Raw genomic sequence first — 13,852 nt, forward strand, 5'->3', positions numbered from 1 at the left:
TCGTGCGGACCGAATGCGCAACGCTATCCAGAACTCAATCCGCCGTCTGCTCACGCAGCCGCTGCGCGTAGACGTTGATGATCAGCGCGGCGAGCAGGATCAGGCCGCGGATCAGGATCTTCAGGAAGCTGTCGATGTTGACGTGGTCGAGGCCGTTGTTGAGCACGCCGAGCACGAACAGGCCGACGACGGTGTTGCCGATGCCGCCGCGGCCGCCGAACAGGCTGGTGCCGCCGACCACCACGGCCGCGATCGAATCCAAAAGATACGTGTCGAATTCGTTCTGCTGCGCGCTGCCGAAATGCGCGACGCCGAGCATGCCGCCGATCCCCGAGCAGACTGCGGAGATCACCATCACGCTGCCGAGGATGAGCTTGACGTTGAGACCGGCAAATTCCGCGGCCTCTCGGTTGCCGCCGACCATGTAGACGTAGCGGCCGAACCGCGTGTAGGTCAGCACCAGATGGCCGCCGAGCAGCATGATCGCGGCGACAATCACGATCCAGGGAATGCCGCCGATCGAGCCCGAGCCGAGCGTCGTGATCAGGTCCGGCACCTTGTAGGCGATCTGGCCACGGACCAAAAGCGCAGAGACGCCGGCCGCGATCTGCATCATGGCGAGCGTCATGATGAAGGAGGGGATGCCGATCATGGTCAGCCCCAGCGCGTTGACGAGGCCGAGAAGCGCGCATAGCGCCAGCGCCAGCAGGATCGCGACGATCCCCGGCATCGGGACGTTGGCGATGTTGACGTAGGATTCCTGCAGCGTGAAATACGCCACCGCAATACCGGTCACATTGGCGATGCTGGCGATCGACAGGTCGATCTCGGCGCACAGGATCACGAAAGTGAGGCCGACCGCGATGATGCCGGTGACCGACACCTGGGTGAGGATATTGCCGACATTGTCGATGGTCGCAAACGACGGGCTCGCGATCGCGAAGAAGGCGCTGAGGAAGATCAGCGTCAGGAACGGCGCGATATTGCGCATCTGCGAGCGCAGGAAAGACGCCAGTCCACGCGGCCGCTTGTGATCCGCAGGTGCCGTCGCGCTGTCACTGCTTGCCATTATGTCTCTCCATTAAGCGCGATGACATGGTCATCGCGCTTTCTCGATTTGTTTGCGCATGATCTTATCGGAAAACCGCTTCGCACTTTTCCGGATCATGCTTTACGCGGCTTCCAGCAGCCGGTCCTTACTGACCGCTTCGCCTGCGAATTCGCGCACCACTGCGCCGCGCTTCAACACCAGGATCCGGTCGGCCAGCGACAGCACCGTTTCCGGCTCGGTCGACAGCACGATGATCGCAAGTCCCTTGGCGCGGAGGTCGCGTACGATGTTGATGACGTCGTTCTTGGCGCCGACATCCATGCCCCGGGTGGGCTCGCACAGCACCAGCAGCCTGGGCGGGTAGGTCAGCCATTTCGCCAGCGCCACTTTCTGCTGATTGCCGCCGGAAAGCATGCCGAGATCGAGGCCGACCACCGGTGGCCTGATCTGCAACTGCTCGACCTGGCGTTGGGCGATGGCGCGCTCGCGCACCGGCTTGAGCAGCAGCGCGGAGATCCGATCGAGGATGCTGATCGAGATGTTCTTGTAGACCGGCTCCTGGTGGAACAGCATGGCGCGGCGGCTCTCGGGCACCAGCGCAACGCCGGCGCGCCGGGCTGCCGCGGTGCTGCGGAAGGTTTTCGCGGCGCCGTCGACCGCAAGCGTTCCGCCGTCGGGCCGCAGCTTGCCGAACAGGATGCGCGACAGCTCCAATTGGCCGCAGCCCATGAAGCCGTAGATGCCGAGCACTTCGCCGGCGCGAGCCTCGAACGAGACGTCCTGCAGGGTGCGGCCGAGCGAAAGTTGGTCGACCTTCAGGACGGCCGAACCGCCGCCCGATTCGGGGAGCATCAGGTCGTCGGTGTAGCTGTGTTCGAGCGCCTCGCCGCCGCGGCCGATCATCGCCTCGATCAGCGCGCCCTTGGTCGTATCAGCGGAGGCGGTCTCGGCGATCTTCCGCCCGTTGCGGAACACGGTCACCACGTCGGAGACGCGCAGGATGTCTTCGATGAAATGCGAGATGAAGACGATGCTGGTGCCTTCGTCCCGCAGCTTGTGCAGCGTCGTGAACAGGCGTTCGACCTCGGGCGGGGAGAGGGCGGAGGTCGGCTCGTCCAGGATGATGATACGCGCGCCGGAGAACAGCACGCGCGCGATCTCGATCAGCTGTTGCAGGCCGATCGGCAGGTCGCCGAGCCGCGTCATCGGATCGACGTCGATGCCGAAGCGAGCGAGCTGCTCGCCGGCCTCGCGTGCCATCCGCCGCCACTGCACGAAGCCGAGGCGGTTGGTCGGCTGGTTGCCGAGGAAGACGTTCTCGGCGACGGTCAGGTCAGGCGCGACGCTGAGCTCCTGATGCACCATGCCGATGCCGGCGGCGTGGGCGTCGCGGGTGGAGCGGAACCGGGTCTCCTTGCCGTCGAGCATGAAGCGGCCGGAGAACTCTGGGTGCACGCCGGCGATGATCTTCATCAGCGTGCTTTTTCCGGCGCCGTTCTCGCCGACGAGACCATGGATCTCGCCGGCGTGAAGCGCGAAGTCGACCCCACGTAGGGCTTCGACACCGCCGAAGGCCTTCGTGATCTGGTTCAACTCGAGGATCGCCGAGCGTCCCTGCGACATGAGGACTGCTCAGATCAGGAAGTGATCCTCCATCCATTGCATGCCGGCGGCGTTGGCCTTGGTCACGACGGGACCGTCGGTCACGACGTTCTTCGGAATGCCCTGGCCGCTCTTCTCGCCGCCGACCACGGCGGCAACGCCCGCGACGATCGCGCCGCCATGGATGCGGCAGGACGGATTGCGGACGGTCGCGAACATGCGGCCTTCGCTGACCGCCTGGATCGCCGGCGGCATGGCATCGACGCCGCCAATCAGGATGTTGGTGCGGTTGTGCGCCTTCATGATGTTGTAGGCGGCGAGCGCCATGTCGTCATTGTGGAAGAACGCGGCGTCGATCTGCGGATATTTCGTCAGGTAGGTTTCCCAGAGCCGCGCGGTCTTGGAGACGTCCCAGTCGGCGGGCTGGGTATCCAGCACCTCGATGTTCGGGAATTGCTTCACGACCGAGTTGAAGCCCTTGGCGCGGCCCTGCGCACCGGTGTGGCCGAGCGCGCCCTGGGTCATGATGACCTTGCCCTTGCCGCCGATCGCGTTGCACAGCGCCTGCGTCACCGAGGCACCCATGAACTCGTTGTCGGGCGCCAGGAACGAGTGGACGTTGATCTGGTCGAGCGGCGCGATCAGCGTGTCCATGTCGATCACCGGCGTGCCGGCGTCGATCATCTTCTGCACCGGCTGGGTCAGCGTGCCGATGCCGAACGCCTGGATCGCGACGAAGTCCCATTTCTGCGAGGCCATGTTGTCGATCGCAGCGCGCTGCTTGACGGCATCGAGCTGGCCGTCGAACCAGGTCACCTCGACGTTGAATAATTTGCCCCAGAACTCGGCGGCCTTCTTGCCCTGTGCACACCACGTCGCCTGTAGTCCGGCGTTGGAGAATGCGGCCTTCAGCGGCTTTTCCGAACGTCCCGTCTCGGCTGCGAGCGCGGACGTCGTCATGCCCATTCCGCCGAGCAGGCCGGCTGCTGCTCCACCTGCCGCCGCCATCTGCAGAAGGTCGCGCCGCGTCGTCGACGCCTTGTCCATCCCCTTGTCGATGCCCTTGTCGGTTCCTGACATTGTCTGCTCCCTCTTCATTTTTTCTCTCCGTCGGCGTCAGTTGCACGCGCCGCGGATAAAGGGAGTGTGTCACAATCAGAACGACGATGCTACGGGCTGTCTTCCGCGAGATGTTTCTGTTGCAGCACGATGGCCTCGATGTCGCGGAGCAGCTTGTGCCACGCAGCATCGATCTCTTTGGACCATTGCTCGCCGAGAATGTCGCGCAAGCAAGCCGCGATCACGGCGAAGAACGCGACGAACAGTTCGCGCGGCGTTCCGTAGGCATCGTGAGAGAACACTTCCGATTCGATCAGCCGAAAATGCCCGCGGCGCTCGCCCGCGAAATCGAGGATGGCTTCGATCGTGAGCGACAGCATCGATCCCTTCACCGGCTCGCTGCCTTCGCTGCGAAACATCGCCTGCGCCTCGGGATGTTCGCGAAACAGTCGCCGGTACACGTGCGGCGTCAGATCATCGCAAGCGACGGCGGCAAGTTCGAAGCTGCGTTCGATTGGATTCGATGATGAGGTCATTGTTCGATGCGATCATCACGCAAAAAAAAGAGCAGGGCTCCAAGCCCTGCTCCAAAAATTGTGTCGACCCTATTTGCCCCAAGAATTCGATTTGATCTTGATTAATGGGGTGACGCTGCTTGTGCGCGTCGGGCTCCTCCCGAGACTTGGACCACCAGGACACACCTCGCGGCTGACCTGCGCCCGAATTGGTAGACCATCTTTCCAGCCTTGTCACCATTTTCGGCAACGATTGTTCAAATTTCGAGCAATTTGCGAAATGATTGGGATGGTGCCACCGCCGGTTGCGAAAATTGGTTGAAAACACGTGATGGGGTAAGGAGATACGACCTTGTGTGGAGCAGCCGTGACGCAAGTGTCACGCTCAGCTAATTCCGTCCGTTGGAAGAAACCGGGAGTGTCGGCGATCTCGACTTCCGACTGCCGTGGTGGTTAGGTCCGTTCCGGATGGATTTTGCGATGCGCCGGCGGCTGAAGAATTTTCTGCCAATCGTCCTGGTTGCCCTGCTGGTGCAGATTTTCGCACCGATCGGGGCCTGCTGGGCGACGAGCCTTGCGCTGTCCGATCCGCTCGCGGCCGCCTCTATCTGCCACGGCGATGCCGGTTCCGGAGCCGGGCAGGGTGATCAGACCGGTCACGACGCCCATGACGGCTGTTGCTCCGCCTGCAGCGTGCTGCAGACCGGTGCGCCGGTTGATCATCCGCAAGTTGCGAACCAGGCCGTCGAACGTGTGCCCAGCCGGATCGCTTGGCTCGATTTCGCCAGCGAGCTCGATCGTTCGCGAGCGGGCCTCTCCGCGCAGGCTCGCGCGCCGCCGCTGTTCTCCTGACCACGTTCCCGCTGCCGGTGCACGTCCGCGCCGGCGAGTGCCCTTGAACAAGCCGGCCGAAGAGCCGGTGTCAGGATTCATCCATGTTTCGGTTTCATGCCATCAGTGGCGTGAGCATCGCGGCCATCCAGGCCGCGCTGCTGGCGTCGGTCGAGATGGCCTATGCGCAGAGTGGCGAGCCGGGAGCGCTGCCGCCTGTCATCATCGAGGCGCCGCGGCCGGCCAAGCCGGCTGCGCGCAAACCGGTCAATCGCACCGCTGTCACCCGGCATCGGACCGCCCCGATAGCTGCGGCCGCGCCAAGCCGGCCGAATGTAGCCGTCGATGCCGCCGGAGCGGGCGCCAACACGTCGCTCGGGACGCCACCCGCCGTGGCGCGGTTCCAGCTGCCGCAGAAAACCTTCAGCATCACGTCCCGGCAGGTCGACGAGACCGTCAACCTCAAGGACCCCGAAGACGCGATCAAATACATGCCTAGCCTGTTCGTGCGGAAGCGCAACGACGGCGACAACATGGCAGTGCTGGCGACCCGGAGCTGGGGCGTCAATTCGAGCGCGCGCTCGCTGATCTATTATGACGACCTGCTGGTGTCGGCGCTGATCGGCAATAACAACACCAGCGCCTCGCCGAAGTGGAACCTGATTTCGCCGGAAGCGATCGGCCGGATCGACTACCTCAATGGCCCGTTCGCGGCGGCCTATCCCGGCAATTCGATCGGCGGTGTTCTGCTGATCTCGTCGAAGATGCCGGATAAGCCGTTCGCCGTGGCGAAGGAGACGGTGTCGGTGATGCCATGGAGCCAGTACGGCACCAAGGATACCTATGTGACGAGCCAGACCAGCGCCGCGGCCGGCAATCGCGATGGCAAGCTGTCCTGGCTGGTCAGCGCCAACTATCTTGACAGTTACCAGCAGCCGCTGACCTACACGACGAGCGCAACGATCCCGGCGGGCACCACCGGCGCGTTTCCGGCGCTCAACAAGCAGGGCGTGCCCGCGAATGTCATCGGCACCGGCATTCTTGCACATTCCCAGCAGACGTCTGCCAATCTGCGGCTTGCCTATGACGTGTCCCCGCTGGTGCAGGCGACCTATTCGCTCGGCATCTGGAACAACCATCAGGTCTCCGATCCCCAAACCTACCTGCGGTCGGCGGCAGGCGCGCCGACCTTCGCGAGCAATTCAGGCTTCGCCACCGGCAAATACGTCTGGGACCAAACGCACCTGAGCAACGCGGTTGCGCTGAAGAGCGACACCAAGGGCATCTATGACTTCGATCTGTCGGCCTCGAGCTACAACTATCTGCAGGACACCCAGCTCAATCCGTTCACGGTCGCCGCAACCGGCATCGGCTTCTCGCCGAACGGCAAGATCACCCGGATGGACGGCACCAATTGGCAGAACGTGGATGCCAAGGGCATCTGGCGGCCGTTCGGTTATGATGGGCCGCACGAGATCAGCTTCGGCATTCACGGCGATCGCTACCGGCTGGAGAACCCGGTCTATGCCTCGTCGATCTGGAACGCGACATCCTCGACCGGCACCGGCGCGCTCTATTCGACGGGCGTCGGCGAAACCCGCACTGGCGCGCTGTGGCTGCAGGACGCCTGGAAGATCAATCCGAGTCTGAAGCTGACGCTGGGCGGACGGCTGGAGAGCTGGCAGTCGCTCGACGGCTTCAACCTCAACACGACGACAAATGCTGCCGGCGGGATCATTTCGACGGCAGCGATCAACCAGCCGGGGCTGAACTCGACCAACTTCTCGCCAAAGGCGTCGCTGTCGTTCGATCCGAACAAGGACTGGAACATCACAGCGAATTTCGGTGAGGCCTATCGCTATCCGACAGTGACCGAGCTCTACCAGAACATCACCGTCGGCGGCGTCGCTACCTTTGCCAATCCATTCCTCAAGCCGGAACAGGACTTCACCGGCGAGTTGAACATTGAACGCAAATGGACCGACGGGCGGGTGCGGCTGACGCTGTTCTCTGAGCGGACCAACAACGCGATCATCTCGCAAACCAATACTGTGACCAACCCGGCTACCGGCGCCCAAACCCCGACCACGGTCGTGAGCAATGTCGACGCGATCCGGATGCAAGGCGTCGAGCTATCGGCAGAGAAGGACAATGTGTTCGTGGCCGGCCTGCAGTTGTTCGGCAGCGTCACCTATGTCGATTCAAAAATACTTGCCGATGCGAGCTGGGCCGGCGTCGATCCGCTGACTAATTTGCCGACCACCGTGGTCGGCAAACGCGTTCCGTATGTGCCCGACTGGCGCGCCAAGATTGGCATGACCTACCGGCCGAACGAAAGCTGGGCCTACACCGTGGCAGCGCGCTACAGTGGCAAGCAGTATTCGACGCTCGACAACACCGACCGGGTTTCGAACGTCTATGGCGCGTTCGACAATTTCTTCGTCGTCGACATGAAGATCCACTACAACGCGACGGCGAATTTCGCGTTCGATTTCGGCATCGATAATATCTTCAACGAGCAGTATTTCCTGTTCCACCCGTTCCCGGGCAGGACCTTCGTCCTGGCCGGGAAATACACCTTCTGAGCTGGCGGGCCGTCCGCAACAACAAAAGGAGCTTCGACATGAAGAAAACACTGGCTGGGCTTGCTACGATTTTCGCACTGGCTCTGATCGCGCCTGCCGCTGCCGAGGACGTCAAGGCCGGCGACCTCGTGATCACCCAGGCGTGGACGCGCGCGACGCCGAACGGTGCCAAGATCGGCGGCGGCTATCTGACGATCGAGAACAAAGGGACGGCGCCTGACCGACTGGTGTCGGGCTCGGCCGATATTGCCGGCAAGGTCGAAGTCCACGAGATGTCGATGGACAATGGCGTGATGAAGATGCGCGCGCTGGATAAGGGATTGGCCATCGAGCCGGGGAAGACGGTCAAGCTCGCGCCCGGCGGCTATCATCTGATGATGTTCGACCTGAAGAGCCCGTTGAAGCAGGGCGACAAGGTGCCGGTCACACTCGAATTCGAGAAGGCCGGCAAGGTCCCGGTCTCACTCGATGTGCAAGCAGTTGGCGCGCAGGCGCCGGGCGGCGGCGATCATTCCGGCCATGGCGACCATTCCGGTCACATGGACATGAAGAAGATGTGAGGCGGCCATGCGGTCACACACGCTCCTGATTGCCACGGCGGCGCTGCTCGCAGCGTCGCCTGCGGTCGCGCATATCACGCTCGAAGGAAAGCAGGCGACGGTCGGTTCGTACTACAAGGCGGTGTTCGCCGTGCCGCATGGCTGCGCGGGATCGGCGACGGTCAAGATCCGCGTGCAGATTCCGGAGGGCGTGATCGGGGTCAAGCCGATGCCGAAGCCCGGCTGGAATCTCGATACGGTCACCGGCAAATACGCCGCGCAATACGACTATCATGGCGCCAAGCTCTCCGAGGGCGTCACGGAAGTCGCCTGGAGCGGTGGCAAGCTCTCCGACCAGAACTACGACGAGTTCGTGATGCAGACGTTTCTCACCGACACGTTGAAGCCCAACACCACGCTGTATTTCCCCGTCGTGCAGGAGTGCGAGCAGGGCGTCAGCCGCTGGATCGATATCCCGGCCGACGGGCAGGGCGGCGGGCATGAGCACGGCAGCAAGACACCGGCGCCCGGCGTCAAGCTGCTGCCGAAGTCGTAAACCGTGCGGTTGGTCGCAACGCTAGCTGCGCTGCTGGTGGCGCTGTGCCTTGCGACCGCGGCCCATGCGCATGCCGTCCTGATCGGGGCCGAGCCGGCGGACGGCAGCGTGGTGGCGGAAGCACCGACGACGGTGGTGCTTCACTTCAACGAAGCGGTGGCGCCGACTGCGGTCAGCCTGCTCGACGCTGCGGGCAAGCCGCGCGATGTCGCGATCCGCGCCGTCGACCAATCGGTGATCGTGACCCTGCCGGCAGGCCTGCCGCTGGGCACGCAGGTGGTCAGCTATCGCGTGGTGTCGCAGGACGGCCACCCGGTCGCCGGCTCGCTGCTGTTCTCGATCGGCGTCGTCACCGGCTCGGCGGCGCCGTCGAGCGACGGCGTGCTCGACGCGCTGATCTGGCTGGCGCGGCTCGCGCTCTATTTCGGGCTGTTTGCCGGCGTCGGCGGTGTGTTCTTTGCGGCCTGGATCGGGCAGGGCCCGGCCGGCGAGCGGCTGATCATGTGGGCGCTGAAGATCGGTCTTGTCGGCGCGGTCGCTTCGCTCGGCCTACAGGGCGTCGACCTGTTGAACCTGCCGCTCTCGGGACTCCTGACATGGGCGGCATGGGCCAGCGCCGCCGGCACCAGCCTGTTTCCGGCGCTGCTGCTGGCGATTGCCGCAATGCTGATTTCGGCGATCGCCTGGCGCAGCCCGTCGTTCCGCGCGGCCTTTATCCGCACCGCGGTCGCGATGATCTGCGTCGGGTTGTCGTTCGCGGTCAGTGGCCACGCCGCGACCGCCTCACCGCAATGGCTGACCCGGACGGCGCTGTTCATCCATGGCATCGGCCTGGCGTTCTGGATGGGCGCGCTGGCGCCGCTGGCGGTGCTTGCCTGGCAGCGCAAGGATACGCTGCTGCGGGTGCTCCGCCGATTTTCGACGCTCGCGGTGCCGGTCGTCGCGTTGATCGCGGCGTCGGGCTTGGCGCTCGCGATCGTCCAGCTCGAAGGCTTTGGCGCGCTGATCGACACCGCATACGGCAACGTCCTGGTCGCCAAGCTTGTGCTTGTGGTGCTGCTGCTCGGGTTCGCCGCGCTGAACCGGTTGGTGTTCACACCGGCGATCGAGCGCGAATTTCATCGGACACGGCCGCTGCAGCGTTCGATCGCGGTCGAATTCGTGCTGATGATCGCCATCCTCGGTCTCGTCGCGCTGTGGCGCTTCACGCCACCGCCGCGCGTGCTGGCGATGTCGGCCGATGTTCCGCTCGCGGTCCACATCCACACCGATGCCGCCATGTTCCAGGTGCTGATCGGGCCGGGCAAGGTCGGGCAGAACGACTTCGTGCTGCAGCTGATGAACGGCGATGCCAGCCCGTTCGCCGCCAAGGAGGCAACGCTGACGCTGAGCCTGCCCGAGCGTGGCATCGAACCGATGGAACGCGCGGCCGCGCGCGGTCCTGACGGCTATTGGCACGTGCGCAAGGTGCCGTTGACGGTCCCGGGCCGCTGGCACATGCAGATCGACGCCCTGGTGAGCGATTTCAAGAAAGTGACACTGGAAGACGATTTCGAGGTCAGGTAAAGCCGCGGTCAGCAAGCCCGGTGCTTTGGCGGGACGCAATTCATTCAAATGGCCGAAAATCGCCTGATTTGAAGGGTTTTTGTCATTCGGCGGCCTTGTGTTTTCACACCCGATCCGGTTTCACTGCAGCTCTTCCCAGGCTTTCCTGATTCCCGAGTAACACCATGCGATTGTCGCGGTTTTTCCTGCCCATCCTGAAAGAAAACCCGAAAGAGGCGGAGATCGTCTCGCATCGGCTGATGCTGCGCGCGGGCATGATGCGGCAGGAGGCCGCCGGCATCTATGCCTGGCTGCCGCTCGGCTTCCGGGTGCTGAAGAAGATCGAGCAAATCGTACGCGAGGAGCAGGACCGCGCCGGTGCGCTCGAGCTGTTGATGCCGACGCTGCAGCTCGCCGATCTCTGGCGCGAAAGCGGCCGCTACGACGCTTACGGTCCGGAGATGCTGCGCATCCTCGATCGCCACAAGCGCGAGCTGCTGTACGGGCCGACCAACGAGGAAATGATCACGGAGATCTTCCGCTCCTACGTCAAGTCCTACAAGAACCTGCCGCTCAACCTCTACCACATCCAGTGGAAGTTCCGTGACGAGCAGCGTCCGCGCTTCGGCGTGATGCGTGGCCGCGAATTCCTGATGAAGGACGCTTATTCGTTCGACCTCGACGAGGCCGGCGCGCGGCGCTCCTACAACAAGATGTTCGTGGCTTACCTGCGCACCTTTGCGCGGATGGGCTTGAAGGCGATCCCGATGCGGGCCGAGACCGGTCCGATCGGTGGCGATCTCAGCCACGAGTTCATTGTGCTCGCCGACACCGGCGAGTCCGGCGTCTTCATCAACCGCGATGTGCTGGATCTGCCGGTACCGGGTGAGGACGTCGATTATGATGGCGATCTCACGCCGATCATCAAGCAGTGGACCTCGGTCTATGCTGCGACCGAGGACGTTCACGAGGCTGCGCGCTTCGAACAGGAAGTGCCCGAAGCAAAGCGGCTGAACACCCGCGGCATCGAGGTCGGCCAGATCTTCTATTTCGGCACCAAATATTCCGAGACCATGAAGGCGATGGTGGCGGGGCCCGACGGCGTCGACGTGCCGATCCATGGCGGCTCCTACGGTGTCGGCGTGTCGCGCCTGGTCGGCGCGATCATCGAGGCCTGTCACGATGACGCCGGCATCATTTGGCCTGAGGCTGTCGCGCCGTTCCGCGCCGCGATCCTCAACCTCAAGCAGGGCGACGCCGCGGTCGACGGCGCCTGCGAGCAGCTCTACCGCGAGCTCTCGGCTAAGGGCGTCGACGTGCTCTACGACGACACCGATCAGCGTGCCGGCGCCAAGTTCGCCGCCGCCGATCTGATCGGCGTCCCCTGGCAGATCCTGGTCGGACCGAAGGGGCTTGCGGAAGGCAAGGTCGAGGTAAAGCGCCGCAGCGATGGCTCGCGCGACACCATGAGCCCTGCCGACGTGGTCGCCAAGCTCGCGGGTTAAAGTTTATTCACGCTGCGCTGTCGGCGGGGTAATCCGGCCACATTTGGCCCGAATCATGGGATTATCGAGAGATGGATGAGACCATGACCGAGCCAGTCCGCACCCCGCCTTTTGCGCCATTCGAATGGCTGCTGTCCGGACGCTATCTGCGCGCGCGCCGCAAGGAAGGCTTCATTTCGGTCATCGCCGGCTTTTCGTTCCTCGGCATCATGCTCGGTGTTGCCACGCTGATCGTGGTGATGGCGGTGATGAACGGCTTCCGCAAGGAACTGCTCGACAAGATCCTCGGCCTCAACGGGCACCTGCTGGTGCAGCCGCTGGAATCGCCCTTGACCGACTGGAAGGACGTCGCCGACCGCATCAGCCAGGTGCAGGGTATCCGCCTTGCCGCACCTGTCGTCGACGGGCAGGGGCTCGGTTCATCGCCGTTCAACGCCGCCGGCGTCTTCATCCGCGGCATCCGCGCCGACGACCTCAACAACCTCACCTCGATTGCCAAGAACATCAAGCAGGGCACGCTCGAGGGCTTTGACGAGGGGCAGGGGGTCGCGATCGGCCGCCGGCTCGCCGACCAGCTCTCGCTGCACGCCGGTGACATGATCACGCTGGTGTCGCCGAAGGGCGCGGTGACGCCGATGGGCACGACGCCGCGCATCAAGCCTTACAAGATCACCGCGGTGTTCGAGATCGGCATGTCGGAATACGATTCGACCTTCGTGTTCATGCCGCTGGCCGAGGCGCAGGCCTATTTCAATCGCAACAACGACGTGTCCTCGATCGAGGTGTTCACCACCAATCCGGACAAGATCGACACCTACCGCAAGCTGGTGACGGAGGCGGCCGGGCGGCCGGTGTTCCTGGTCGACTGGCGGCAGCGCAATTCGACCTTCTTCAACGCGCTGCAGGTCGAGCGCAACGTGATGTTCCTGATCCTGACCATGATCGTGCTGGTCGCAGCGCTCAACATCGTCTCCGGGCTGATCATGCTGGTGAAGGACAAGGGGCAGGACATCGCGATCCTGCGCACCATGGGCGCCTCGCAGGGCTCGATCATGCGGATCTTCCTGATCACCGGCGCCTCGATCGGTGTGGTCGGAACGCTGACCGGCTTTGCGGTCGGCATGTTGATCTGCCTGAACATCGAATCGATCCGGCAGTTCCTGTCGTGGCTGACCAACACCGAGCTGTTCTCGCCGGAGCTGTACTTCCTCTCCAAGCTGCCGGCTGAGGTCGATTTCGGTGAGACGCTCGCCGTCGTGATCATGGCGCTGACGCTGTCCTTCCTTGCGACGCTCTACCCGTCGTGGCGCGCCGCGCGCCTCGATCCGGTCGACGCGCTCCGGTACGAGTAAGGAGCGCACATGGCGGAGGGGGCGGAAGACACACCGGTCATCTATCTTCATGACATCAAGCGGGAATACCGGCAGGGCGAAGCGACGCTGACGATCCTGAACGGCGCCAAGCTGGCGCTGTGGCCCGGCCAATCGGTGGCGCTGGTGGCGCCGTCAGGATCGGGCAAGTCGACGCTGCTGCACATCGCGGGTCTGCTGGAGACCCCCGATGAGGGCGAGGTCTATGTCGCGGGCACGCCGACCTCGCAGATGTCCGATGTCGACCGCACGCAGATTCGGCGTTCCGATATCGGTTTCGTCTATCAATCGCACCGGCTGTTGCCGGAGTTCTCGGCGCTCGAGAACGTCATGCTGCCGCAGATGATTCGCGGCCTCAAACGCTCCGAAACCGTCAAACGGGCGACCGAGATCCTGGCCTATCTCGGACTTGGCGACCGCATCACCCATCGTCCGGCCGAGCTCTCGGGCGGCGAGCAGCAACGCGTGGCGATCGCACGCGCGGTGGCCAACGCGCCGCGGGTGTTGTTTGCGGACGAGCCGACCGGGAATCTGGATCCGGGAACGGCCGATCACGTCTTCAACGCGCTGATGCAGCTGGTGAAGGCGACTCGCGTTGCGATGCTGATCGCGACCCACAACATGGATCTCGCGGCGCGGATGGATCGCAGAGTGTCGCTGTCGGACGGACAGATCGTCGAGCTCGAATAGCGGC

The 13,852-nt window shown here is 63.7% G+C and carries 12 protein-coding genes; 8 read left to right on the forward strand and 4 right to left on the reverse strand.

Going from position 1 to position 13,852, the window contains the following annotated elements; translation table 11 throughout:
* Positions 1-34 precede the first annotated feature (34 nt).
* The 4 genes from JQ616_RS08145 to JQ616_RS08160 form a co-directional block, all read right to left on the reverse strand.
* Positions 35-1,069 (reverse strand): ABC transporter permease, encoded by a 1,035-nt coding sequence (locus tag JQ616_RS08145; protein WP_212013561.1) that lies wholly within the window; start codon positions 1,067-1,069, stop codon positions 35-37.
* Between the two features lie 102 nt (positions 1,070-1,171).
* On the reverse strand, positions 1,172-2,674 hold the full coding sequence (locus JQ616_RS08150; protein WP_212013562.1) for a sugar ABC transporter ATP-binding protein: 1,503 nt from the start codon (positions 2,672-2,674) through the stop codon (positions 1,172-1,174).
* A 9-nt stretch (positions 2,675-2,683) separates the two neighbouring features.
* Positions 2,684-3,733 (reverse strand): sugar ABC transporter substrate-binding protein, encoded by a 1,050-nt coding sequence (locus JQ616_RS08155; RefSeq protein ID WP_212013563.1) that lies wholly within the window; start codon positions 3,731-3,733, stop codon positions 2,684-2,686.
* 89 nt (positions 3,734-3,822) lie between these two features.
* Positions 3,823-4,248, reverse strand: a complete 426-nt coding sequence (locus tag JQ616_RS08160; RefSeq protein WP_212013564.1) for a globin — start codon at positions 4,246-4,248, stop codon at positions 3,823-3,825.
* Positions 4,249-4,695: 447 nt separating this feature from the next.
* Here JQ616_RS08160 and JQ616_RS08165 point away from each other — a divergent pair, with 447 nt between their 5' ends.
* From JQ616_RS08165 to JQ616_RS08200, 8 genes are all read left to right on the forward strand, one after another.
* The gene (locus JQ616_RS08165; protein WP_249136579.1) at positions 4,696-5,079 is read left to right on the forward strand and encodes a DUF2946 domain-containing protein; all 384 of its coding nucleotides are present in this window, start codon (positions 4,696-4,698) and stop codon (positions 5,077-5,079) included.
* A gap of 83 nt (positions 5,080-5,162) precedes the next feature.
* Positions 5,163-7,643 (forward strand): TonB-dependent receptor, encoded by a 2,481-nt coding sequence (locus tag JQ616_RS08170; RefSeq protein ID WP_212013566.1) that lies wholly within the window; start codon positions 5,163-5,165, stop codon positions 7,641-7,643.
* 38 nt (positions 7,644-7,681) lie between these two features.
* Positions 7,682-8,203 carry a copper chaperone PCu(A)C gene (locus JQ616_RS08175; protein WP_212013567.1) on the forward strand — a complete coding sequence of 174 codons (522 nt, stop codon included), beginning with the start codon at positions 7,682-7,684 and terminating at the stop codon, positions 8,201-8,203.
* 7 nt (positions 8,204-8,210) lie between these two features.
* Entirely contained in the window at positions 8,211-8,738 is a 528-nt protein-coding gene (locus JQ616_RS08180) for a YcnI family copper-binding membrane protein (protein ID WP_212013568.1), read from the forward strand.
* Positions 8,739-8,741: 3 nt separating this feature from the next.
* Positions 8,742-10,304, forward strand: coding sequence for a copper resistance CopC/CopD family protein (locus JQ616_RS08185; RefSeq protein WP_212013569.1), 1,563 nt, complete (start codon positions 8,742-8,744; stop codon positions 10,302-10,304).
* Positions 10,305-10,468: 164 nt separating this feature from the next.
* Positions 10,469-11,788 (forward strand): proline--tRNA ligase, encoded by a 1,320-nt coding sequence (gene proS / locus JQ616_RS08190; protein WP_212013570.1) that lies wholly within the window; start codon positions 10,469-10,471, stop codon positions 11,786-11,788.
* 71 nt (positions 11,789-11,859) lie between these two features.
* Complete coding sequence (locus JQ616_RS08195; protein WP_212013571.1) at positions 11,860-13,140, forward strand: lipoprotein-releasing ABC transporter permease subunit; 1,281 nt, start codon at positions 11,860-11,862, stop codon at positions 13,138-13,140.
* A 9-nt stretch (positions 13,141-13,149) separates the two neighbouring features.
* Positions 13,150-13,848 carry an ABC transporter ATP-binding protein gene (locus tag JQ616_RS08200; protein ID WP_212013572.1) on the forward strand — a complete coding sequence of 233 codons (699 nt, stop codon included), beginning with the start codon at positions 13,150-13,152 and terminating at the stop codon, positions 13,846-13,848.
* Positions 13,849-13,852 lie beyond the last annotated feature (4 nt).

It is taken from the genome of Bradyrhizobium tropiciagri, from assembly GCF_018130545.1.
Classification (GTDB): Bacteria; Pseudomonadota; Alphaproteobacteria; order Rhizobiales; family Xanthobacteraceae; genus Bradyrhizobium; species Bradyrhizobium tropiciagri_A.